We start from the raw sequence: 23,122 nt of genomic DNA, 5'->3' as shown, positions 1-23,122 counted from the left end.
GATCAGGTCCCGATGAAGGCGGCACGAAACGTGTCGTGCGCCGATTTGAGTGACAGGTTGGGCTGCGCGAGGTAGCTCGAGGCTTTCTTGATGGCGTAGTCGCTGTTGGCGTGTTCCTCGACCCAGGCCAGGTCGTCGAAACCGATGTGGTGTTCCAGCGCCGCCTGCGGTTCCATGATGGCGTGCAGGGTCTGCGCCGAGGCGCCGCAAAAGCCCAGCACCAGCGCATGGCGGCCGCGGATGCGGGTGATGAACAGCGCCAGTTCGAAGTCGGCGCGCGCCAGGAAGGGGGCGATCAGGTGCATCCAGAAGGCCGCCACCAGATTGCGGTACAGCGGGTCGGCCGGCAGCGGCAGTTCCAGGCTTTTTTCCAGCCGGCTGGAACTGCTGGCCATGACGGGTTGCAGCAGCATGCCCAGGGCCAGCAGCACCTGGCGCACGGAACCGCCAAAACCCGTGGGCGCCAGCAGGGCGTCGAGCGCGCCCACAGTCTGCAAGCCGAGGAAATCGTCGAAGGCCGCATCGTAGGCGCTGCCGCGCAAGTCCAGTTCGATGCTGGCGCCTGCGGCGGCTGCCGGCAGCGCGGCGCCGGCGGCCGCGCCGCACATCTCGGCGCTCAGGGCATCGAGGCGGTTCCACAGGCGCGACAGCACAAGCGGACTGGTCGGCACGAAGCCGGCTGGCTGCGCCACTTCCATGGCGCCCATCATCAGGAAGGGAAAGCGGCGCGACGAGGCATCGCTGCTGGCGGCGATATGCCCGGCGATGGCGCGGCCGCGGCGCGGGCCGATGAAGGCGAAATGCAGCGGCGGCAGCGCGTCGTAGGTCAGCTTCCAGCGCGCATCGGCCGTCATCAGTTCCATGGCGTTGGCCAGCCACTCATCGAGCATCTTCAGCAGGGCCGGGTTGTCGCCGTGCTTGATGAAGTCGCCGCGGCTGGGGATCTTGCCGAAATAGCCGATCTGGGTAACGGTAGGGCGGCTCATGGCGTGTTCCCGGCGATGGCGGTGGCCGTTTCCGGCGCCCCGATGACGACCGATTCCGGCAGTTTCAGACCGCGGAAACCCTGGTTGCCGGCGGAGGTGGCGGCCGGCGCGGTCGCGGCCACGATCTTCAGGTTGGCCATCACGGTGACGCCGCCGTTCTCCCAGCTCAGTTCGAATACGCCGCCCTCCTTGCGCGTGCGCCTGGCCGAGTCGATCATCTTCTTCAGGCCGAAATGACCCGGTTCGTTCAGCAGTACCACGGTGCGCCCTTCCGGCGTGATGGCGCTGATGCGCGAACCGGGCACGCCCTGCGGGTTGGGCCAGACCATGTGCACCCAGGGCTGCGGCTGGCCGCGCCAGCGCAGCGCCTGGCCATCGATCTCGATCGTATATTCGGTGGCGCCGGGCGCGCTCAAAGCCTGCAGGTCGAAGCGCGTCTGCGCTTCGGCGGCGCCGGCCGCCGTGGCCACACCGTTGGCGCTGAGCGGGGCGACCCAGCCGGGCAGGCTGGCCACCACCGGCGGCGCCAGGGTGATGCCCATCGCGGCCCAGGTCCTGGCGCTGATGGCGTCGCCGCGCCGCACGACCAGCGGGCCGATGGTGGTGTTGAAGAACTTGGCGATGGCGCCTTCCGGGCCGAATACCTGGCCGATGTCGGCATTGCTCGCCTCGATGCGCGAGTCGGGCGCGAACGGATATTTCGGCGCCAGGGTTTTCTGGAACGGTTCGAGCACCTGCGCCAGCCATACCTTGTTGATTTCCGTCTCGGTGGGCTTGACGATGACGGCGAAGGTCTGCATCAGCGGGCGCACCAGCAGCGGGCGGATGGCCTGCTTTTGCTGGTCGCTCATGCCGGTCAGCATCTGCTCGTCCACGTATTTCAGCGCGTCGGCCAGCTCCGAGCCGCTGCCATCGAGCGTCTGCTGCATCAGCTGCTTGGCGCCGGGGCCCGTGTCGCCCTGGTTCTTGATCTGGTTGAAGCGCACGCGCAGCTTCGACAGGGCCGCCAGGTAGCCGCGCATGGGCGAGGCTTCCTTGTCGCGCGCCACCACCAGGCGCGCCACGCCGGAAAATTCGCGGCCGACGGGCCCCATCGGCATGGCGCCGCCGGCCTGGCCCGCCGCCGCCGCGGCGGCAGGCTTCTGGCGCAGCACCGTTTCGCGGAACCAGTCCATCGCCCCGCGCTGGGCGCGCTGCAAGCCCTGGCCCAGCAAGGAGGGGTTGTCCCACGAGGTTTCCTGGTACACCGTCTCGATCAGTTTGTTGAGGGGCGAGGCTTGCGGATCGCCGAGGCGGTTCATCGCCTGCGCCGCATTGTCGAAACCGTTCAATTCGCGGATGCTGACGCCCTGGATGAATTTCTGCCACTCCCGCGCGTAATCGGTCTTGTACAGTTCCACCAGCGCCTTCTGGATCTGTTCCGGGCTGCCTTCCAGGGTCAGGTCATCCTTCGACGCCGTTTTCAATACCCAGTCGGCGCTTTGCAATTCGCGGTTGGCCGCTTCCTGGAACGCCTGCTGGATGTATTTTTCCCACGCGTCGCGCGTGAAGGTGCCGGGGATGGCGTAGCTGCCCAGTACCAGTTCCTTGTCCTGCTCGCCAACGATGCGCGCCACCGTCATCGACGGGAAGCGCGTGGCGGCGCGCGCCTTCACGTCCGCATACACGCGGTCGCGCGCCGGCATGCTGCGCACCACGCGGCGCAGGCTGTCGCGCGACTGGTCGGCCAGGGCCAGCTTGTTCTCGATCTGCGGCCAGGACGGGTCGTCGATCTGCGTCAGGTAGAACGAGATCAGGCGCTCGGCGCTGCGGATCATCTGTTCGCGCGGCATGTTGCCCCGGTTGGCGTCGAGCCAGCCGCGCCAGTAGCGGGTCAGCTGGTCGTTCAGGTGGCCGGCTTCGGCGCGTGACTTGTCGCCCAGCATCAAGTAGGTTTTCAGGGCGTTGTAGGCATCCTCCACATTCGTCGGCGCGGCATCCTTGAAGGGCTGGCCTGTCGTACCGACCGCCATAACGGCTGCCGTGCCGACTGTGGCAGCGGCCGCCGTGCCGGCCGGCGCCGGCGTCAGCGGCTGCAGCCGGTCGGCGCCCGCGTTCACTTCCGCGAGGAAGGACTCCAGCGATTGCGCCACCGGCGCGAGCATGACTTCCTTGAGGCCGGAAAAATACTCCTCGCGCAGTTTGCGCTCCAGCAAATCCCCCTGGTACAGGCCCAGGCTGAGCGCCAGCGGCCGCTTGCTGCGGTACGCTTCCAGCTGCTCGATGCGGTCCTGCATGATTTCCAGGGCCTGGAAGCGCGACTGCAGGTCCAGGCGCTGGTCCTGCACCTTGATGGCTTGTTCCAGGTCGGCCTGCACGTTGGCCGCCAGCTGGCGGTTGGCCAGGTAGGACCAGCTCCAGCCGCCCAGCGCCAGGCCGGCCAGCGCGATGGCGGTGAAAAACGTGGCATAGCGCAAGCGCGTCTTGCGCGGGCTGGCGTATTGCGCCACCAGTTCCCTGTCGGCGAAGATCACCTTGCGAAACAGGTTCAGCAGGAAATAGCCGTGCTGGTCCTGGGCCTGGACCGTCTTGTGTTCCTGCTGCTGCGGCTTGAGGTCGAAGCGCTGCGCCACCCGCTCCGACGAGGCGGAGACGGAGGCGCCTTCCTGCAGCGCGCTGGTGAAATAGAAACCGCGGAAGACGGGCTTGAACTGGAAGGGATTTTCCTCGAACAGGGTGGCGATGAAGGCGCGCAGCGGCCCCTTCACGGAACTGAATTCCAGCGGGAAGGTGAACACGCCGGGCGGCATGCGCTCGCGTCCCAGCAGCGACATATTGGCCAGGCTGAGGTCCTTCAAGCCATCGTACAGCTCATCGAAGCGCTGGTCGAACTGTTCCAGCACATCCTGCTTCGAGCTGTTGACGCTGTAGGGCAGGGTGGCGCCCCAGACCTTGTCGCGTTCGGCGCGTTCGGCATCCTGGAAAAATTCGCTGAAGCCGGTGATCAGGTCGGCCTTGGTGAAGACCACGTACACGGGCGCATGGACTTCCAGCTTCTCCGTCAGTTCCTGCACGCGCTGGCGCAGGTTCTTGGCCAGTTCGATGGCGAATTCGGGCTTGCTGCCGGTCAGCTCGGCAATGCTGACGGCGATGATGATGCCGTTGATCGGCGCGCGCTTGCGGTGCTTTTTCAGCAGGCCGAGAAAGCCGAACCATTCGGCGCGGTCTTCATCGTTGATGGCGTAGCGCCCGGCCGTGTCGAGCAGGATGCCGTCGGTGGTGAAAAACCAGTCGCAGTTGCGGGTGCCGCCCATGCCTTGCACGATCTTGCTGTCGACAAAAGGAAACTGCAGGCCGGAATTGGCGATCGCCGTGCTCTTGCCGGCGGCGGGGTTGCCGATGATCATGTACCACGGCAATTCATACAGCGCGGCATCGCCCGACAGCTGGCCCAGCCGCGATGTCTTGATGGTATTGATCGCTTCCAGCATGCGCTTGCGGATGGCTTCGGTTTCCTCGCGCTGCACCGGACCTGCCTTGGGCGCGGTGCCCGCCGCCTGCTGCTCCAGCATGCTGTTGAAGCTGGCGCCCTCGCGCCGGCGCCGGCGGCGGCGCAGCCACCACACGATGGCGCCCAGCAGCGCCGCCGCGGCCAGCAAGGGCAGCAGCCGCATGGCCGGCCAGTCGAAAATGACGGCGCAGGCGAACAGCAGCAGGATGGCGGCCGCGATGCCGAGGATGAGCAGGCTGGTGCGTGAAGTCAGGGAGTGCCAGAATCGTTGCATCATAGTTTTATAGTGTGCAAACCGTTAAGGTGTGTGAATGGGACGTCGCTGTATCAGGTGGTGCCGTGACTGTTGTTCGCGCGCGGACCAATGACGAGGGCGCCGCGCTGCAGTGGATCGAGGTTGCTGAGACATAAAACGTGTGCGCCGTCGTCGGCCGCCGCCTGCCGCGCCATGGCCAGTGCGGCCAGCGTCGTGACGGCGCCGCACTGGCCGCATGCGGTGCCGACGCCCAGCACCTGCTCGCCCAGGTCCAGCTGGGGCAAGATGGCGCCGGCGCACTGCATCAGTTCGAGCATGCGGTTGGCGCGCTGGTCGGTATCGGCGCTGACTAGCGCGATGCCGGCCGCCGCATCGTCGCCGGCTGCCGCCAGCGCCTGCCGGCTCAGTTCCGCCAGCATGCTCTTGTCGGCCGGGCCGCGCTGGCTGGCGCTTTGCGGCAGTTCGCCCGTGGCGGCGCGGTGCAGCAGGACAGGTGCGGGCTCGTCCGGTGACGCCGTCGCGCCAGGAATGGCCAGCAGCAGGCCGGCCGCGCCTTCGCCGGGAATCTGTCCGTTCGCCTGGCTGGCGCTGAACAGCTGGCCCTGGCTCGCCAGGACATGCACGCGCAGCTCGCCCAGGTGCGAATCGCAGGCCAGCACGATGGACAGGCCGGGCGGCTGCGGTGGCGCGGCGTGCCCGGCAAGCTGGTTCAACAGGGCAAACGGCGCGGGTGGCCGGTTGGCGGCTTCGGTTGGCGGCGGCAATGTCTGCGCTGGCCAGCCCTGCTCGCGCGCCAGGTGGCGCAGCCAGGCGTTGCCGGCCTGGCGCTGGGCGGCGCTCCACGAGGCCGGCATCAGCAGGTGCAGCCGCAGCACGGGCGGCGCGCTGGCTGGCGAGGCCTGTGCGCCTGCGGACAGCGCATGCTGCAGGGCTTCGTCCACCAGTTCGGCCAGCACTTCGGCGCCCAGGGCCAGCGCGCGCACGTCTTCCGGATTGAAGGGAAACGGTTCGCTGGCGAGGCCGGCCTGCGGATGCTCGCGCAGCCAGGCGGCCAGCACTTGCTGCTGCTCTTCTTCGTCGATGCCGTCCACCCTGCCGCACAGCAGGGGATAGCCGTCTTCATCGAGCAGCTGGCCATCGAGTGCAGGGCGCGCCTGGCGGGAGCGCATGGCGGCCAGCAATTCTGACGGCGTGGCGCCGCCCGGCATGCGCAGGGTGGCCGCCACGATATGCAGCGGCAGCGGTGCCGCGGGAGGTGTCGCCGCCTCGGCCTCGAGTGGCGCGGCCAGACCCGGCGCCGTCAGGGCTGGCCCGGCCAGCAGCCTGGCCAGCAGTTTTTTACCCAGCCAAAGCATCAATAGCAGGGCCAGCGGTAGCGCCAGCATGGCGCCGGCCAGTTCGCCCGGCGTCGGCATGCGCGTGCTGTCGCGCCAATAGGCGATGGCGCCCGTCCAGCTCAGCGCAAAGACGGACACGGTCAGCAGGCCGCGTCGCAACCAGGGGCGCATCAGCGGGCTCCTCCGCGTATGGGCAGGGCCGTCATGCCTGGTCGATGGTGGCTTGCTGGCTGGCGATCAGCAGCGCCCCGCAGCTGGTCTTGTCGCCGTGGCGCGCCACGGGCTTGCCATCGACGATGAAGCTGGAGTCGCCGCTGACGATGGGGCAGACGCCATGGCCGGGCAGGGGACAGGCGACCTTGTCGCCGACCCGCGCCATGCCGATGCCGCCGCTGTCGCTCACCGCCGATGCTTCCAGCACGGTGCCGCCATGCGATGTCTTGTCGCCCAATCTGATTACCGGACCCGCCATACGCGCTCCCTCAATGTTTTTTCATTACGCCGGGCAGGCGCAGTTCGGTATGCCCGAAATCCATCATTTTCCAGCGTCCGCCCCAGGTCATGCCGACCGATTCGGCCACTTCGCCATACAGCTGGTAGCCGCGCATGGCCCACGGGTCCTTCTCGGAAATGACCAGCTTGCCATTGCGCAGGAAGGCGCAGTCGGCCGCCAGGCCGTACTGGTGCCAGCTTTGAAAGGCGGCCGCGTTGCTGACGTTGGGACCCATGCCCGCCAACATGTCTTGCCGCTCGGGACTGCGGTAGCCTTCCAGCAGCGCCATCTCGTAGCCATGTTTTTCCTTCATGATCTTGAAGACCAGCAGCAAGCGCTGGGCGTATTCCACATTCAGCAAGGTCCAGTTGCGGCTGGCCGATACCAGCAGCGGGCGTTCCTGGCGCACTTCTTCCGTGGCAAACACGAGCGGCGGCAGGTCGACGGGCGGCACCAGCTGCTCGCCCTGCAGCAGGCTGGCGACCTGCATATTCATTTCCCGCGTCGATACATCGTAGGCGCCCAGCATGGATTTGCTGTCGGCCATCAGGGCCAGCAGGGTCGGCAGGCTGAGCGCGGCCACGCCCGCGAGACACAGCAGGTAATGACGGCGCAGCAAGTCGGCAGTGCGGGTCCACAGCGCGCTGCTGCGCTGTCCCAGGCTGGCCATGCCCATCTGCCGGCGCCTGGCCACGCGCTGCAGGCAGGCGGCGAGGCGCTGCTCCGCGCCATCGACGGCGTGCAGCACGAAATCGCGCCCGGCCGGGAACAGGATCAGCCAGCTGATCAGGCATGCCAGGATGAAATACAGCGCTACCGCGAGTAGGAACACGCTAACCTCAATCAAGAAATGTTTGGCTGCGGGGAACGGTGCTGTCCATCGGGAAAAACAGGGCTGCGATGGATATTGCCTGGAAGTATATCTTACAAAACTGATAATTAAGGGCGGCTTTTTTCAATTGTGCGGAGGGTGCGCACTGTTGATTTTATGGCACGCGTCATGATTTTGTTGAATAGCGTAAAGTCTTGCAAATATTACAGGAGCGCACATTTTGCGAACTCATGACGATAGCCCCCGGCTCCCGGCCCGGCCCAGCCTGTTGACGCAGGCGCAGCAGGCGGAGGCCGACCGTAACCGCATCCTGAGCACGCTCGAGGGTGGCGACGCCGGCGCGTCCGCGAAGGTCAGGCGCGGCACCCTGGCCCTGCGCGGAGGCGTGGGCGCGCTGCTGCTGTTATTGGCAGCGGGCGTCTGGCTGGGGCAGCGCGGCGAACGGGTTGGCGACGACGATGCGCCGGCGGCGCCGGTTTCCCCGCCCGTCGCCACCGCCGCGCCCGCCGCCGTGGAAGCGCCTCCGGTCGTCGCCAGCATCCGTGACGAGGCGCCGCCCGGCGCCGCCGCACCGCAGCAGAGCCTGAGCGAGATGCTCGATGCCGGCGCTGCCGCCACAGCCGCCACTGCCGCTGCCCGGAACGCGAGTGCTGCGCACCCCGGCGATGTCCTGAGCAAGGCGCTGGAAACGCCGTCGCCCCCAGCCGCCGCCTCGAAACCCGTCACGAAACAGGTGGCCAAGGCGCCCCGTCCGGCAGCCAAAAAACCGCCGGCGAAAGGGCCTGCTGCCACGCCCGCCCGTCGCGCGGAAGACAGCGATATCGCGCTGCTGTCGGCCCTGCTGGCCCACGCGCAGGCCGCGCCGGCGCCGAAGAAAACCGTTCCCAATCTGCGGACCCAGTTGCAGCAATGCGCGGCGCTCAAGCGCGACGCCGCTGTGGCTTGCCGCGCGCGCGCCTGCCAGGGCCATGCCGAGAATGCGCAATGCAAGGCCGGGCAAGCTGCCGCAAAAGGAGAGAAATGAGCGCCGCCAGCGCCGCTCAGGTCAACGCTTCCCTCGCGGGTTTCAGCAGCGTGACGCGATTGTATGAGCTGTCGCTGGACGGCGGCGACGGCGGGACGGCGCAGTGGCTGGTGGAAGCGTTTGTCGCCGACGAGCAGTTGCAGGCCGTGGGCGTGCGCGACGTCATCGTGCTGTCCACGCAGGCGAATGTGGCGCTGGCGCCCCTGCTGGGCAAGCGGGCCGCGCTGCACGTCAGCCTGGCCGACGGCAGCCGCGCCGTCTTCAGCGGCTATGTCAGCGAAGCGGCGATGCTGGGCAGCGATGGCGGACTGGCCCGTTTCCGGCTGCGCCTGACGCCGTGGCTATGGATGTTGAGCCAGGTACGCAACAGCCGCGTCTGGCAAGACAAGAGCGTCATCGAAATCGTCGACAGCGTGTTTCAGGCTTACGCGCCGCAAGCCGACTGGCGCTGGAGCGGCGACACGGGGCCGTTCATGGCCGAGGTGCCGCCGCGCAGCTATTGCTGCCAGTACCGCGAGTCGGACCTGGCCTTCGTCACGCGCCTGCTGGGCGAAGAAGGCCTGGCCTGGCGTTTCGAAGAACACGAGGGCGGCCATTGCCTGGTACTGTTCGCCGACAGCAGCGCCTTGAGCGCGGTGCCGGAAGACGCCAGCAGCGCGCAAGGCGGCATCCGTTTTCATGGCGCGCGGGCCATGGAGCAGGCCGACGCCATCCAGGCGCTCAGTCGGGCACGCGCCTTGCGCACGGCGGTGGCGACCGTGCTCAGCTATGATTACAAGGCCAAGAAAGCCGTCAGCGCCAGCGTGCCGACGCGCTTGGCGCCGGGCGGGAAAAACGCGCCCGTGCTGGAAAGCTATGACACGCCAGGCCAGTATTTCTATGCCAATGCGGCCCAGGCCGAACGCTATGCCTTGCTGCGGATGCAGGCGCTCGAAGCGCGTGGCGAACGCTGGCAGGCGCGTTCGACCGTGCGCACCTTGCGTGCCGGTACGCGCTTTACCCTGACGCAGGGACCGTTGCAGCAGGACGGCGCCGACGCGCCGGTGCTGGTCGTGTTGCGCGTGTACAGCGTGGGCGTGAATAATTTGCCGGCGCCCGCCAGGCAGGGCCTGGCTGAACTGTTCGGCCCCATACCCGAATTGCTGCAGGAAGGCCTGGCTGGCCAGGCGCTGGCGCCGCGCGATATCGCGCATGTCCAGCAAGTGATCGCTCAGGCGGTCGAGAGTGGCTATGCCAACCATATTGAGGCGATCGCGGCCGATACGCCATGGCGCCCGGCACCAGAGGGCGGCGACGCGCGCCACCATCCGGCACCGACGGCCCGCGGCAGCCAGAGCGCCATCGTGGTTGGTGCCGACGGCGGCGCCAGCGAGATCCATTGCGACAAGCTGGGCCGGGTGCGCATCCGTTTCCACTGGCAGCAGGAGGGCGGCGCCACCTGCTGGGTACGCGTGGCGCAGCGCTCGGCCGGCGGCGGCATGGGTAGCCAGTTCCTGCCGCGCATCGGCCAGGAAGTGCTGGTGCAATTCCTGGAAAACGATATCGACCGCCCCATCATCGTCGGCGCCCTGTACAACGGGCAGGGCGAGGGCGGCGTCGCGCCCTCGCCGGGCGGGCTGGCAGAGCAACCGTCCGATGCCAGCGTATTCGAGCCGGCGCGCGACCATGCGCCGTCGGCGCAGGGCAACGTGGCCGGCGGCAACAGCCCGGTCTGGCATGGCGCGGCCGGCGGCAGCGCCGGCCACCGCAACGGCGCGGCGCAATGGGGTATCCGCAGCAAGGAATTCGGCGCCGCCGGCTACAACCAGTTGCTGTTCGACGATACCGACCAGCAGGGGCGCATCCAGCTCAAGAGCAGCCATGCGGCAAGCGAACTCAATCTTGGTCACCTGATCCATGCGGCCGACAATTACCGGGGCAGCCTGCGCGGCACGGGCGCCGAGCTGCGCACCGACGCTTACGGCGCCGTGCGGGCCGGCGCCGGGCTCCTGATTTCCAGCTACCTCGTCAATCACGACGCGCAGGCGCGCGATCCGGCCGGCGACAATGCGCCGGGCATGGTCTTGCTCAAGCAGGCGGCCAAGCTGGGTGCAACCTTCAGCGCCGCCGCCGTCACGCACAAGACGGTCGCGTATGCCAGCCACCTGGGGCCGGCCAAGGCGAATGCCAGCGTGCTCGACGAAAAGGCGTCGCCCCTGCCGGCGTTTTTGACCAGCGTCTCCGGCATGCTGAGCCAGGACGATAAGGCCGCCGCCAGGCGCGACGCGGCGGGCAAGCCGACCAGCCCCGGCGATGACAAGTTGCCGCACAGCAGCGACGCCATCATCGCCATCGCCGCCCGCGCCGGCCTGGGCGTGCTGGCGGGCCAGGATATCCAGCTGGCGAACGGCGAAACCACCTCCTTGATGAGCGGCCTGGACACCCAGTTCGTCGGCGGCGGCCAGTTGCGCGTGCACAGCGGCCAGGCCATCGGCGCCCTGGCCGGCGTGGTCAAGGCGGGCGAGAACAATATGGGCCTGCAATTGATTGCCGCCAAGCAAGCCATCGACCTGCAGGCGCAGGCCGACGTGCTCAACGTGCAGGCGCGCGAGGAAGTCAACATCGTCAGCGCCGCCGCGCACATCGACTGGGCGGCGGCGAAAAGCATCCGCCTGTCGACGGCGGGCGGGGCGAACATCACGATCGAGGGCGGCAACATCACCGTGCAGTGTCCCGGCAAGATCACGGTGCATGCCGGCAAGAAGAGTTTTACGGGGCCATCCCGTGCAAGCTACCCGCTGCCGGTCATGCCTCGCAGTATTTGCAAGGAATGTCTGTTAAATGCGGCCAGGAGCGGCTCGCCCTTTGCCGCGAAGGGGGAGTAAGCATGCGCGACGACGATGGCGGGGCCCCCGCCTGCGGCTTGCAGCTGCTTGCGCTGCTCGATAGCCATCCTGCCGACCAGGGCGTGACCCTGTACAGCTTGATTGATGGCGCCAAGTTTGATGGTTTGGCCCGTATCCGCTTGCCAAGCGATCACAGCGTCGAGTTGTATTCCTTGTTAGGTGAATTGGCCGAGCCAGACGCCCTGTACGCCGGCCCGATATTGTTGCGGCATATTAAGCGGGAGCAATGTCCCTTGCTCGCCCAATTGCTTTGCACTGCCGGCAGCGCCCATTTCATGTCGCTGATTGTTTCTGACCGGCCCCAGCCCCAATTGCTGGAACGGCTGACGTGGCTGACCGAGGTGGAGCACGATGACGGTACGGAGTGGATCATGCGCTACTACGATCCGCTTATCCTGCCGCACTGGCTGGACGTGCTGGAAACGGCGCAGCGCAAGGCTGCACTCGCAGAAATCACGGGCTGGTTGTACATGGACGTGCGTGGGAAGCCACAAATTGTACCTGGCGAGAAGGATGAGGAGTCTGCGTCCCTTGGAAGCGAACGAATGCTTTTGACACAACATCAATATGTCGAGCTGATGAATAGAGCAGCGCCGTACATGCTGATGAAGCAAATGGAGAGCGATGATCCGCAGGCGTTAGATGGTTTACCTCCGGATCAGCGCTATGACTTTTTCTTTCAACAGCTGGGCAGGGCGCAGGCATATGGACTCAGTTCGGCCACAGACTTGAAAAGCTACTGCATGTTGTCGCTCATGCTGGGCGCCGATTTTCATCTGTCCTCGCTCGCCGCCATCGCTTTGCAGGCCACGGGAACGGCGCAGTCATTCAGCGACCGGATATTGGCCTGGACTCCCCAGCAATGGGCTGCACTCGAAGAAATTTCCGCTTCCAGCATATGAATGCGATCCCGACATGAAAAAACTGACCTCTATCGTATTGTGCCTGGTTTTTTTGGCCGCTTGCAATTCCAAGGAAAAGGAAAATCGCTTGCAACAGGAATTAAGCGAGAAAACCTTCACTACCACCTCATATAACTACACGCCGTACGATATTTACTCCATCACCTTCAAGGGTATTTCAATGCCATTCAAGATCGATGAAGCTCCCAGCGGCGGTTCCATTTTTTTTCGCGATGCCAGCGAGGCGGAAATGGACAATGGTGAAAAAGTCCGTTTCAGTAGCGGAAATTGCTGTTTTATCTGGGACACTCCCGTGGATAAACCGCTGAGAGTGCGGGTGGTCTGGAGCGTGGTGTTCGATACTGCCTATCACAATGGAAAATCGAGTGTTGACTATGACGAACGCACTTCCAGGCAGAGTTCTCCCGGAAGCCGCTGGTGTCAGGCCACTGTGGACATTCTGCCCGCCAAAGGGCCAGATCGCCCAACCACCGTGCTCTTGCACTTTCTTGCCGATGGAACAGTCCAGGCACATCTGGGAACCTTCAAGACGCAGGCGCCACTTGCTGCCGAGCAAGTGAAACTGCATGCCACGCGCCTTCCCCAAGGCCAGTTCTGCAAGCAGGAAATCGAGAATCCTTTTTATGGCATACCTCGCACACCGCATAGGGAATAGACCATGAGTAAACCAACGATACGCCGGCTTAGCGACGTCACGAAGAGTGAAAGACTTGCCCGAGGAATTTATCGCAAGGAATTGGAAAAATGTGCGAAGGAGTCAGATTGCCGAAAGCCCGTCTGGATCAGTTGTTTTTTTGATGGAACTGGAAATAATTTCAAAAAAGATGGAAATGGTTCGCTGGCTTCGTCGAATGTAAAGTACAGCAATATTGCGAAACTGGGAAAGTTTGCGCATACGGCCGAAGACGAAAAAAACAAGACTTACGCGATATATACGCCAGGAGTCGGCACGCCGTTTCCGGAGATTCAAGACAGCGGTGATGGAATCGATGGGGCACTCGGCATGGCATCGGCTGCAAAAGGGCAGGCCCGGATCAGCTGGATGCTGAAGGAGTTGAAGGTGCGGGTGGACAAGCACATGCCGCATGTAAATCAAATCAATGTTGCCGTGTTTGGTTTCAGTCGGGGGGCGGCCCAGGCGCGGGCCTTTGTGCGTCAGTTGGCTGGACAGTGTTATCAGCAGGGAGATGGATTGATTTGGATCAAAAGTGGCGGATTTATTCAGCCGCGTCTGGTGATTTACTTCCTCGGTATTTTTGATACCGTGGCCTCGGTGGGGTTTGGCGGTAGCCGCCTTGAGTCGAATCTCAAATATCACCTGGGACCTGTCTGGGGCGGCGTGATGTATCTGGCAGACGAGGGCGGCCATGCGGAATGGGCCTCCGATCTGCGTATTCCACCGTATGTGCGCTTTTGCGAGCATTATGTTGCAGCGCATGAAGTGCGCGAGAAATTTCCATCAGACTCTATCCGAATCGACCAGGCCACTGACTCGAACTGTCGGGAAACCCTTTATCCCGGGGCACACTCCGACGTGGGCGGCGGTTATGACGACATGAATCAGGAGGGACGGTCAAACGAACTGGCGCGCATTCCGCTGTGCAATATGTATCTGTCGGCATATGCCGCCGGGGTGCCGTTCAAGTCACCCGAAGAGGTTCTACAGGATTATGGCTCGCTGTTTAACATCAGCAGCGAATTGGAGGCATGCTTCGACGCTTACATGAAGCACGTCAGCGCGGACAAGCGGCTCGAGACGCAAGTCATCAGCCACATGAACAATTACTATCATTGGCGCTGGGGACGCACGGAACGCCAGCGCGCGGCGCGCAAAGAACGCGAAGCCATCATCGCAAAGGGGCAGTCCGTCATGTATGCCACTCCTGACAAGTACATGACCACGACGGACAGCGAATGGGAACGCGACGTTCAGAATATTGCAGAAAAGAAAACAGGATTTTTTCGCAGTTCCACGGAACCGCTGGAGGACGCGATCTACGATGCCTGGAAAGGCAAGCTCCGAAAGTCGCTGTCGGTGGCCGAGCGGACTTTATTTGACAAATTCTTCGATCGCTATGTGCATGATTCTGTTGCGGGATTCAAGAATCAGATGAGTGACGCCAGTATCGGCTTTGTTGAAGCCAGTCGCTGGTCCCGAAACCGGCAGTATTTCATGGGAAAACGAGGTAAGAAATATCTGTATTGGCGATATGAGGGGTCAAAACCGGCCTCGGGCGGCGTAAAAGAGGCGATGCTGGTGCCGAAAGAAGCGTCGACAGGTGGCGACACGGCGATAGCCTAGCAGAAACGGGCCTAACCGCTATCTGGTGCGGGCCGCCGCCCTGGCTTGCTTGTCGCACTCGCGCACGGCCGCTTTGCATGCGGAAAACGCTTCCAGATACGTCACGGCGGCCTGCCGCTCTTCGACCAGTTCCGCCACCCGCTGCGTGAGCTGCAACGGTGTCGTCGGGGGCAGGTTTTTCAGTTTCTTGCTGATATCTTTGAGAGAACGTTGCTGACGCGCCAGTTCCGCGGCCAGCACGGCCTTGCGCTCGGCAGCGGGCAGGGCAGGATACAGCCTGCCGTTGCCGGCCTTGACGCTGCCATCCGCCGTCATCGACTGCGATTCGTGCGGGGCGCGAAATTCCAGCGCCAGCTTGCCATCGGCTTGCACGACGACCAGCAGCTCCTCGGTGGCATTGCCGGCAGGCAACGGCAGCGTGCGCGTTTCCGGCTTGCCGTCAGGCAACCAGCGGTACTCGATGGTCAGCTGTACCGGCTTGTGCGGCGTGGCCGGCAGGTAGAAACAGCAATGGGCGGCGCTGCTCATGTAAGGGTTCAGGGGATCGGTATCGACGGCATTGGCGGGATTGCCGGCATCGCTGACGCCGACCTGGATGGGACGGGCGCTGTAGTTCAGGGTGCTGACCGCTATCTTCGTTTCATCGGCCCCGGGCCGGTAATCGTGCTGGCCGCGCTCGCCGCGTTCGGCATGGCCTGCCAGCAGCGGCCGGCGCTGCATGGACTTGATGCCGATGTCAAAGATATGACTCAGGTAGCCGGTATCCGAACGGCCGTCGCGCGAATAGCTGTCGCCGGGCGTGCGGTAGAGGTAGCCGATGTCTGCGATGGCCAGGGTGCGTACCTTGCTGTCCTGCGGAAATAGTGCTTCCTCCAGATAGCGGTCCCTGGCGCCCATCACCTTTCCAGAGAGCACGCCAGCCCACGCCCGTTCCCCTGCGAAGCGGGGAAAGACGTTGAATTCGCCGTTGATGAACGGTTCGATTTTCAGCACATCCTGCGTCATGCCCGTGACGGGATCGATGACGGAATAAATCCCAGGGAAGGGGGCGTCGGTGGCGTGCGACTGCGCGGGCATGGCGCAGAGGAGGCAGGCTGCGATCACGGCCGGTTTGTGGCTCATGCCGGCTCCGATCGCATACAGGCTGGCTGACGGTGGAATGCCACCAGGTCGGCGGGATAGAATTTGGCATCGCGGTAGCTGCTGTCGTCGATATCGAGCAGGCAAGTGATGGCCGCCGCTTCCCATGACCAGTAGCCTGAAAAGGAGGTGTCGCGCGCGTGGCTGTCATAGTAGGGTTCGCGGCGGCTGGCGTCATACCATTGCCTCAGGTAATCCTTCATCAGCGCCGGGCGCTGGTTTTTTGCTGCCGCGAATATCTTGAGCGTCTTGACGTAGGGCAAGTGGCGGGTACATTCCGGCCAGGCGGTATCCCTGTTATCGATGGAAAATGCCAGCAGGCGTTCGACCAGCCCATCTTTTTCGTGGTTGTTGAAATCGATGACTGGCGCCAGGCGGGGCAGCAAATTGCCCCAACCCAGGAGAATGCCAAGGCAGATCATGCGGTTGACCTGCTCGTAGCCATCACCGGGCAGGGCGAAGTGGGGAAATCCCTGTTCCGCAGCGCAGGCCTGCACGTCAAAAGCCCTGTCATAGTTGGCAAACTCTTCCCAGTATTTGAGTATCGTGGGATACAGCGCGCGCAGATCGGCTATCGTATGGCCGGCGCTGTAGGCCAGGCTGAGCAGGTCTATGCCATCCCAGGCCCGCTGGCGCGTGGCCGTCATGAAATTTTCTGGCGGGATATTTTGCAGTACTTCGGCAGGCTGTTGCAAGCCTGCCTCCACCATATCGAAGCACTCGTCGTGGCTGTCTTTGCTTTCAAGGTAAATCGCGTAGGACAGCAGCGGTTCCCTGCGCCTGGCCAAAAAAATGTGTTCGTCCAGAGTCTGCATTCTTACTCCCGAAAGTCCGTGTCACGGCAGGGCTGTTTGCCTTCGACATGCCCGACATCGCCCGCCGCACTCATATCTATGCTGGTATAACGGTTTTCCTCGCGTAGTGTGCGTCCATACGCAACGAGATCTGTCGGATAGGCGAAATGATCGATACCGCTGTCATCGAGGTCAAAAACAAAAACCATTGCAGCTGCTTCAAATGCCCAATAACCATAATATGGAGCGTAGCCTTCATCGCTGATTCTGAGATGGCCGTTGTACCAGCGAGGATGGTCCTTCATCGCCGGGTACCATTGTTTTAAATACTTCTTGAGTAAATTTCGTGCCGAATTTTCATCATCTTCATACACTGTCTGCAGCAAGACATCGTACGGTTTGCCCAGTACGCAAGTGTCGATCATGATCGCATCCTCCACATAGGCGCTAATCAGTTCCTCGAACAAGCCATCCTGTCCACGGTGGCTGCTAAGTATGCGTATGATGCGACTGACCGAACGCTGGTCACGCAATAATATGGCGATACTCAGTAATTGCAGCGTATCTTCATAATCGGCAAGGTCGCCAAAATTTGGTGCTGCCCGATATCTATATAGGCCATATTCAGGATGTTTCGATAATATTTCTTTCTGATGTACTTGATCGACTTCATTCCACTCCGCAAACTTGTCCACGATGCCAGACAGGCGTGGTGCGAGGTCCTCTATGGGCATGCCCGCAGTGTAATCGAGTAGCCAAATCCAGAAATTTTCAAGATACAGAAAATTGTAAGCCAGACTGAGATCTGCCGCGGATTCAGCCGATTCCTTATTTTTTTGTTGGACTTGTATCAGGGCAAGCGAATTTTCCAGGGTTTTTTCATACAGTTCCTGGTAAATGAATTGCTGGCGGCGGCGATCATCGAATGGTGGATTTTTCATTTTATTCGCCGCCTTCTCGTTCGGCCGATGGTTTCATCTCCACGCTGCTGTGGCGGCCTTCTTTCCGCAGCTGGCGCGCATAATCGACCAGGTCCTTGGGGTAGACGAGATGGTCGATCTGGCTGTCGTCCAGGTCGAGCATAAAGACGGTCGCTCCGGCTTCAAAGGCCCAGTAACCGTAATAGGGAGCGTATCCTTCGTCCCTGATTCTCAGATGCCCGTCGTACCAGCGGGGATGATCTTTCATGGCTGGATACCACTGTTTCAGGTATTTCTGGACCAGTTTGAGTGTCTCTCTCTCCTTATTTTCATAGAAAACCTGAAGCAAAGTACCATAGGGCTTTTCGAGAATACACGAATCAAGATCTTGCTTATCCTCGACATATGCGCCAATCAATTGCTCAAATAATCCATCCTGGCCACGGTGGCTGCGTAGCACGTGGATGATGCGCAAGGCCGAATGTTGATCGCGCAGTAATAGTGCAATACTGAGTAGTTGTAGCGTGTTCTCATAATTTGCAAGCGTGGAAAAGTCTGGTGCTCCCTTGTATTCGTACGGCCCATAATCCGGAAACTCAAGCGCCGTTTCCTGTTGACGGAATTGATCGACCTCATTCCACTCTTCAAACTTATCCACGATGCCGGCGATACGCGGCGCCAGTGCATCGATCGGTTCACCCGCTGTGTAATCCAGCATCCAGATCCAGAACGCTTCCAAATACAGAAACTGATGTACCACAGAGTTTTCCAGCGTTGATTCCACTATTTTTTTATTTGCAAGTCGGACTTCAATTAATGCGAGCAGATTTTCCCGCGTTTTATGATAAAGATCTTCGTAGAGAAATTTCTGCCGGCGCCGCATATCGAACGGGGCGGCCATCATTGTTTGTCCGTCGTTTTTGCTTCTCGCTGGCGCAACTCGGCGCTGGGCCAGTCGCTGTCGGCGTCGAAGCGCCGCATCCAGCGTAGCGAGTCGGCGTCATTGAAGCGTTCGTTAGGGTCGCCGTCCCATTGGCCAAAGCCCAGCAGCGCCATGTGGTCGTTGCGGATCGGCTTGAGCAGTTTGTTGAGCAGCGCCGGCAATTCCGGCACGCCGTCCTCCACCGGGTAGAGGGCCGGTTCCTCGCCCAGTTCGATCCATAGGCCTGCGCCGAGCTCGTCGATCCGGATGTGCGGATGTTGCAGGCTGAGTTTTATCTGGTCGCGGCTGAGATCCAATTTTTCGCGCCACATATCCGACAGCAGGAAGCCCCAGGTTGGCGGGCGAATGCCGTCTGCCAGCGAGCCGCTCATGGAAAAAGGATAATCAATGTCCAAACCAAAAAATCGAGGTGCCAGAGAGCGTTCCCACACGGTCACTGCCGAGCGGGTGCCGAAAGCAATCGGATTGGCCATCGAAAAGCCGCTATAAACCTGATCAGGTTTCAGTTTTTCCATGGTTTCCAGAACAAACCGCCGCCATGCATTCTTGTTATCCTTCCACCATGACCAGCGATAGTAGAATTGAATGAATGAGTAATCCCTGTTTGACGGTTCTGAATTATCGTTCATATGATCCCGCATTTTCCAGAAATATCCAGCAGTGGAAGGCGACGAGTTATGTTTTTTCTGATCGGTAAAATTGAAAATGAAATAGTCTTCTTTTTTTGTTTTTCTTGCAAACTCACGCAGGTCAGGTAAACGTTTCGATCCGTAAGGGTGCGGTCTCTCAGAACTCGGATGCGTTGCGATAATATATGGATTTCCTGTGATTTTATAAAATTCTTCATGGATATCAATCATGAGATTGGATATGTCAAGATGGCGTTTAGTATCATACAAGAAGTAAAATGTTATGAAAGGAGACACCCCCAGATCTTGATTACCATCGTCACAGGACATGTTTGGCCATTCTTTGAGGTCAGCAACCATTCCCTCTACATCTTCGGCAGTAAAAAAACGTTCCGTTGTGCTCATCTTTTCTCCTCTCACTGCATTGTTTCTTTACGCCTTCATAAAACGCCACACCGTCAAGCCATAGGCAGAATCCAGATTGCTCATGATCTCGCCCTGTTCAAATCGCCGGGTTGACGGAGGAACGTCCAGCGCTTGCCACTGGCCGGCCTGCGGGCAGACCTAGCCGGCTTCAGCGCGCAATTCCAAAGGCCCCTGCACTGGACCAGCCGCTGACTGTGCGAGATGGAATTTGGCTATTGTTCTTCACTCCAATGCCAGATGGTTTCACCGTATGCCGCATCGTCAAAAACAGGCATCACTTGGCCTTGCGCGAAGTGGCTACGGCTGTGTAACCTTGTTGGGGCTTCCCAGAAGCCAGTTTGGGGGCAGGGGTGACCACCCTTAACACGACCGGCCTTATTTATTAAGTCAGTATCCATGCTTGTGTAACGGTGTTCCGCGCGTAACTTGCGGCCATAATTGACCAAGTCTTTAGGGTAGACCAGATGATCGATAGCGCTGTCGTCCAGATCGAGAATAAAGACTGCAGCTCCGGCTTCAAATGCCCAATAGCCATAATAGCCGGCATAGCCCTCTTCGCTGATTCTAAGGTGCTCGTCGTGCCAGCGTGGATGATCCTTCATTGCCGGATACCACTGTTGTAAATATTGCTTGAGCAAGCTGAGTGTGGCAGTCTCACCTTCTTCATAAAAGACACCTAGCAAGGTGTCATAAGGAGCGCCAAGCACGCAGGTATCGCGCTCGACGACGTTGTCGACATAAGCACTGATCAATTGCTCGAACAGGCCATCTTGACCGCGATGGCTACGTAGTACGTGGATGATGCGTTGGACCGAACGCTGATCGCGTAGCAAGATGGCAATGCTCAGCAGTTGCAGTGTGTCTTCATAGTCGGAAAGTGTCGAGAAATCGGGCGCCCCCGAATATTTATATGGACCATATTCAGGCAGCTTCAGTGCACACTCCTGTTGATACTTTTGATCCACTTCGTTCCACTCTTCAAATTTGTCCACGATATCGGCGATTCGAGGCGCCAGTTGATCGAGGGCTATGCCAGCCGTGTAGTCAAGCATCCATATCCAGAGTAATTCCAGATACAGGAAATGATGAACGGAGGAGCTTTCGCCTATCGAATATGCATCCTTTTTGTTTTCTTCTCCTCCGCGGATCAAGGAAAGTTGATTTATCCGTGTTTTTTTATAAAGTTCTTCATAAAGAAATTGTTGCCGACGCCGTTCGTGAAAGACGTTATTTTTCATGGTGAAGTACCATTTTTCTTGTTTGGTGCAGATTTCTTCAAGATGTTGTCGGACATTACTTTCAACGTAAATGCCTAACATACTTGGCTGTGTGAGATGAAATATTGACTATTGTCCTTCACTCCAATGCCAGATTGTTTCGCCGTATGCCGCATCGTCAAAAACAGGCATCACCTGGCCTTGCGCGAAGTGGCTGCGGCTGTGTAACCTTGCTGAGGTTTCCCAGAAACCACTTTGGGGACACGGATTTCCCCCTTCAACACGGCGGACATTGTGCTGCTGTTTCGTATACAAGCTGGTGTAACGGTTTTCTTCGCGTAATTTTCGCCCGTAGTCCACAAGGTCTTTTGGATAGACCAAGTGATTGATACCGCTGTCATCGAGATCGAGTAGATAGACTGTTGCGCCTGCTTCGAATGCCCAGTAACCATAATAACCGGAATAACCTTCCTCGTTGATATGCAAGTGTTCGTCATACCAGCGTGGATGATCGTTCATGGCTGGGTACCATAATTTCAAATACTTTTTCACAAGATTGAGCGTCGCACTTTCCTCTTCTTCATAAAATACCTGCAGCAGCGTGTCATAGGGTTTTCCAAGAAAGCAACTGTCTATATTTATTTCTTCTTCGACATATCCGCCAATTAATTGTTCGAATAAGCCATCTTGACCTCGGTGACTGCGTAGCACATTAATGATGCGCATGATCGATTTCTGGTCGCGCAGTAAAATGGCAATGCTAATTAGTTGAAGGGTATTTTCGTATTCAAAAAGATTGGAAAATTGCGGGGCGCCGACATATTCGTAAGGTCCAAATTCTGGAAATTCAAGTGCAGCATCCTGTTGAAACGATTGATATACATCATTCCATTTTTCAAATGCGTCGATAATAACGGCAAGGCGCGAGGCAAGTTCATGGATGGGGACGCCTGCGGTGTAGTCCAACATCCAGAGCCAAAATAGTTCAAGATGCAAGAACTGATAAATCGAATTTTCACTTTGCGTTGTACTGGCTACATTTTCATTATCATGTCCTACTTCAATGAGAAGAAGTTGATTTTCCCGTGTTCTATTGTAAAGTTCTTCATGGAGAAATTGCTGTCTGCGTCGGTGATGAAAGGGTAAATCTTCCATGGCTACTTGCTTTTTTCTTGGGTAAATTGTATTCGTGTCAAAGAAGGTACGCGCATGCTGAAACCGCAATGCATGATTGCCTTTTTCAGTCGAGCATCAGCTCGATGGTTTCGAACATCAGTACCGTCGCTGTTTTTTATGCGTTCAGGAAGCGCCACACCGTCAAGCCATAGGCGCAATCCAGATTGCGCATGATCTCGCCTTGTTCAAATCGCCGGGTTTGCGGCGGAATGTCCAGCGCTTGCCACTGTCCGGTCTGCGGGCAGGCCTCGGCGGCGTAGGCGTGCAATTCCAAAGCCTCCTGCGCTGGGCCAGTCGCTGGCTGTGCGAGATGGAATTTGGCTATTGTTCTTCACTCCAATACCAGATGGTTTCACCGTATGCCGCATCGTCAAAAACAGGCATTATTTGGCCTTGCGCGAAGTGGCTGCGGCTGTGTAATTTTGCTGGGGTTTCCCAGAAGCCAGTTTGAGGGCAGGGCTGGCCGCCCTCGACGCGTCCCTTGCGCATCAGTGGTTCTGTTTCCTGACTGGTAAAGCGGCCTACTTCCCATAACTGTCGTGCATAATCGACCAGGTCTTTGGGGTAGACCAGATGGTCGATCTGGCTGTCGTCCAGGTCGAGTATAAAGACGGTCGCCCCTGCTTCGAATGCCCAGTAGCCGTAATAGGCGGCATAGCCTTCCTCGTTGATGTTGAGATGCTCATCGTACCAGCGCGGATGATTTCTCATAGCTGGGTACCACTGTTTCAGGTATTTTTGCAGCAGGACTAAGCTAGCTTTCTCATCTTCCTCATAGAATACTTGCAACAGGGTGTCGTAGGGTTTGCTGATAATGCAGGTATCGAGGTCTTGACTGTCCTCGACATATGCGCCAATTAATTGCTCGAACAGCCCATCGTGGCCACGGTGGCTGCGCAGTACGTGGATGATGCGTCGCACCGAACGCTGATCGCGTAGCAGGATGGCGATGCTGAGTAGTTGAAGCGTGTCTTCATAATCGGAAAGGATGGAAAATTGTGGCGCTCCCTCGTATTCGTATGGCCCGTATTCTGGAAAGTCAAGCGCCGCTTCCTGTTGATAAAGTTGATCGACTTCATTCCATTCTTCAAATTTATCCACGATGCCTGCAATGCGCGGCGCCAGTGCATCGATCGGCTCACCTGCCGTATAGTCGAGTATCCAGATCCATAGCGCTTCCAAATACAAAAACTGGTAAATGACAGTTTGACTTTGTGTTGATTCGGCCACTTTTTTGTTGGCAAGTTGACCTTTAATTAGTGAAAGTTGATTTTCTCGAGTTTTAGTGTAAAGCTCCTCATAAAGGAATTGTTGGCGACGGCGTTCATGGAATTCTGGGTTCTTCATTG

19 protein-coding genes are annotated in these 23,122 nt (G+C 59.8%); 5 read left to right on the top strand and 14 right to left on the bottom strand.

Going from position 1 to position 23,122, the window contains the following annotated elements; translation table 11 throughout:
* Positions 1-2 precede the first annotated feature (2 nt).
* Genes tagF through OX460_RS14415 form a run of 5 tightly spaced genes read right to left on the bottom strand, consistent with a single transcriptional unit; the run spans position 3 to position 7,394 of the window.
* Positions 3-986, bottom strand: coding sequence for a type VI secretion system-associated protein TagF (gene tagF, locus OX460_RS14435; protein ID WP_289899073.1), 984 nt, complete (start codon positions 984-986; stop codon positions 3-5).
* Complete coding sequence (gene tssM / locus OX460_RS14430) at positions 983-4,750, bottom strand: type VI secretion system membrane subunit TssM (RefSeq protein WP_289899360.1); 3,768 nt, start codon at positions 4,748-4,750, stop codon at positions 983-985. Before tssM ends, tagF begins: the two co-directional genes overlap by 4 nt.
* Before the next feature lie 53 nt (positions 4,751-4,803).
* Positions 4,804-6,240: a hypothetical protein gene (locus OX460_RS14425; RefSeq protein ID WP_289899072.1), complete on the bottom strand. Its 1,437-nt coding sequence runs from the start codon at positions 6,238-6,240 to the stop codon at positions 4,804-4,806.
* 31 nt (positions 6,241-6,271) lie between these two features.
* Entirely contained in the window at positions 6,272-6,541 is a 270-nt protein-coding gene (locus OX460_RS14420) for a PAAR domain-containing protein (protein ID WP_077402302.1), read from the bottom strand.
* Between the two features lie 10 nt (positions 6,542-6,551).
* The gene (locus tag OX460_RS14415; protein WP_289899071.1) at positions 6,552-7,394 is read right to left on the bottom strand and encodes a M15 family metallopeptidase; all 843 of its coding nucleotides are present in this window, start codon (positions 7,392-7,394) and stop codon (positions 6,552-6,554) included.
* Between the two features lie 220 nt (positions 7,395-7,614).
* Here OX460_RS14415 and OX460_RS14410 point away from each other — a divergent pair, with 220 nt between their 5' ends.
* The 5 genes from OX460_RS14410 to OX460_RS14390 are packed head-to-tail and all read left to right on the top strand — an operon-like array spanning position 7,615 to position 14,528.
* Positions 7,615-8,418 carry a hypothetical protein gene (locus tag OX460_RS14410; protein WP_289899070.1) on the top strand — a complete coding sequence of 268 codons (804 nt, stop codon included), beginning with the start codon at positions 7,615-7,617 and terminating at the stop codon, positions 8,416-8,418.
* A complete protein-coding gene (locus tag OX460_RS14405; protein WP_289899069.1) occupies positions 8,415-11,282 on the top strand; it encodes a type VI secretion system Vgr family protein in 2,868 nt (955 codons plus the stop codon). The genes OX460_RS14410 and OX460_RS14405 overlap by 4 nt, the downstream gene beginning before the upstream one ends.
* A gap of 2 nt (positions 11,283-11,284) precedes the next feature.
* Entirely contained in the window at positions 11,285-12,205 is a 921-nt protein-coding gene (locus OX460_RS14400; protein WP_289899068.1) for a DUF4123 domain-containing protein, read from the top strand.
* A 13-nt stretch (positions 12,206-12,218) separates the two neighbouring features.
* Complete coding sequence (locus tag OX460_RS14395) at positions 12,219-12,881, top strand: hypothetical protein (protein WP_289899067.1); 663 nt, start codon at positions 12,219-12,221, stop codon at positions 12,879-12,881.
* 3 nt (positions 12,882-12,884) lie between these two features.
* Entirely contained in the window at positions 12,885-14,528 is a 1,644-nt protein-coding gene (locus OX460_RS14390) for a DUF2235 domain-containing protein (protein WP_289899066.1), read from the top strand.
* 18 nt (positions 14,529-14,546) lie between these two features.
* Here the strand turns inward: OX460_RS14390 and OX460_RS14385 are convergent, their stop codons facing one another.
* The 9 genes from OX460_RS14385 to OX460_RS14345 all read right to left on the bottom strand — a co-directional run bounded on the left by OX460_RS14385 (position 14,547) and on the right by OX460_RS14345 (position 23,120).
* Positions 14,547-15,650, bottom strand: a complete 1,104-nt coding sequence (locus OX460_RS14385; RefSeq protein WP_289899065.1) for a hypothetical protein — start codon at positions 15,648-15,650, stop codon at positions 14,547-14,549.
* Complete coding sequence (locus OX460_RS14380) at positions 15,647-16,483, bottom strand: PoNe immunity protein domain-containing protein (RefSeq protein WP_289899064.1); 837 nt, start codon at positions 16,481-16,483, stop codon at positions 15,647-15,649. Before OX460_RS14380 ends, OX460_RS14385 begins: the two co-directional genes overlap by 4 nt.
* Positions 16,484-16,485: 2 nt before the next feature.
* Positions 16,486-17,403, bottom strand: coding sequence for a PoNe immunity protein domain-containing protein (locus OX460_RS14375; protein WP_289899063.1), 918 nt, complete (start codon positions 17,401-17,403; stop codon positions 16,486-16,488).
* A 1-nt stretch (position 17,404) separates the two neighbouring features.
* Positions 17,405-18,286 (bottom strand): PoNe immunity protein domain-containing protein, encoded by an 882-nt coding sequence (locus OX460_RS14370; RefSeq protein ID WP_289899062.1) that lies wholly within the window; start codon positions 18,284-18,286, stop codon positions 17,405-17,407.
* Positions 18,283-19,359: a type VI immunity family protein gene (locus OX460_RS14365; protein WP_289899061.1), complete on the bottom strand. Its 1,077-nt coding sequence runs from the start codon at positions 19,357-19,359 to the stop codon at positions 18,283-18,285. The genes OX460_RS14370 and OX460_RS14365 overlap by 4 nt, the downstream gene beginning before the upstream one ends.
* Positions 19,360-19,592: 233 nt before the next feature.
* Positions 19,593-20,699, bottom strand: coding sequence for a PoNe immunity protein domain-containing protein (locus OX460_RS14360; RefSeq protein ID WP_289899060.1), 1,107 nt, complete (start codon positions 20,697-20,699; stop codon positions 19,593-19,595).
* Positions 20,700-20,726: 27 nt separating this feature from the next.
* The gene (locus tag OX460_RS14355) at positions 20,727-21,752 is read right to left on the bottom strand and encodes a PoNe immunity protein domain-containing protein (RefSeq protein ID WP_289899059.1); all 1,026 of its coding nucleotides are present in this window, start codon (positions 21,750-21,752) and stop codon (positions 20,727-20,729) included.
* A gap of 136 nt (positions 21,753-21,888) precedes the next feature.
* Positions 21,889-22,047 (bottom strand): hypothetical protein, encoded by a 159-nt coding sequence (locus OX460_RS14350; protein ID WP_180278582.1) that lies wholly within the window; start codon positions 22,045-22,047, stop codon positions 21,889-21,891.
* A 47-nt stretch (positions 22,048-22,094) separates the two neighbouring features.
* Positions 22,095-23,120: a PoNe immunity protein domain-containing protein gene (locus OX460_RS14345; protein ID WP_099664642.1), complete on the bottom strand. Its 1,026-nt coding sequence runs from the start codon at positions 23,118-23,120 to the stop codon at positions 22,095-22,097.
* Positions 23,121-23,122 lie beyond the last annotated feature (2 nt).

Source organism: Janthinobacterium sp. SUN033 (genome assembly GCF_030397595.1).
Taxonomy (GTDB): Bacteria; Pseudomonadota; Gammaproteobacteria; order Burkholderiales; family Burkholderiaceae_D; genus Janthinobacterium; species Janthinobacterium kumbetense.
This window is presented reverse-complemented; position numbering and strand designations above follow the sequence as displayed.

Bases quoted from the DNA above. Each gene is read 5' to 3' on its own strand.
- OX460_RS14405 (WP_289899069.1), top strand. From the start codon at position 8,415: ATGAGCGCCGCCAGCGCCGCTCAGGTCAACGCTTCCCTCGCGGGTTTC.
- OX460_RS14345 (WP_099664642.1), bottom strand. From the start codon at position 23,120: ATGAAGAACCCAGAATTCCATGAACGCCGTCGCCAACAATTCCTTTAT.
- OX460_RS14355 (WP_289899059.1), bottom strand. From the start codon at position 21,752: ATGGAAGATTTACCCTTTCATCACCGACGCAGACAGCAATTTCTCCAT.
- OX460_RS14425 (WP_289899072.1), bottom strand. From the start codon at position 6,240: ATGCGCCCCTGGTTGCGACGCGGCCTGCTGACCGTGTCCGTCTTTGCG.
- OX460_RS14365 (WP_289899061.1), bottom strand. From the start codon at position 19,359: ATGAGCACAACGGAACGTTTTTTTACTGCCGAAGATGTAGAGGGAATG.
- OX460_RS14400 (WP_289899068.1), top strand. From the start codon at position 11,285: ATGCGCGACGACGATGGCGGGGCCCCCGCCTGCGGCTTGCAGCTGCTT.
- OX460_RS14385 (WP_289899065.1), bottom strand. From the start codon at position 15,650: ATGAGCCACAAACCGGCCGTGATCGCAGCCTGCCTCCTCTGCGCCATG.
- OX460_RS14370 (WP_289899062.1), bottom strand. From the start codon at position 18,286: ATGATGGCCGCCCCGTTCGATATGCGGCGCCGGCAGAAATTTCTCTAC.
- OX460_RS14420 (WP_077402302.1), bottom strand. From the start codon at position 6,541: ATGGCGGGTCCGGTAATCAGATTGGGCGACAAGACATCGCATGGCGGC.
- tagF (WP_289899073.1), bottom strand. From the start codon at position 986: ATGAGCCGCCCTACCGTTACCCAGATCGGCTATTTCGGCAAGATCCCC.
- OX460_RS14360 (WP_289899060.1), bottom strand. From the start codon at position 20,699: ATGTTAGGCATTTACGTTGAAAGTAATGTCCGACAACATCTTGAAGAA.
- tssM (WP_289899360.1), bottom strand. From the start codon at position 4,750: ATGCAACGATTCTGGCACTCCCTGACTTCACGCACCAGCCTGCTCATC.
- OX460_RS14380 (WP_289899064.1), bottom strand. From the start codon at position 16,483: ATGCAGACTCTGGACGAACACATTTTTTTGGCCAGGCGCAGGGAACCG.
- OX460_RS14390 (WP_289899066.1), top strand. From the start codon at position 12,885: ATGAGTAAACCAACGATACGCCGGCTTAGCGACGTCACGAAGAGTGAA.
- OX460_RS14375 (WP_289899063.1), bottom strand. From the start codon at position 17,403: ATGAAAAATCCACCATTCGATGATCGCCGCCGCCAGCAATTCATTTAC.
- OX460_RS14395 (WP_289899067.1), top strand. From the start codon at position 12,219: ATGAAAAAACTGACCTCTATCGTATTGTGCCTGGTTTTTTTGGCCGCT.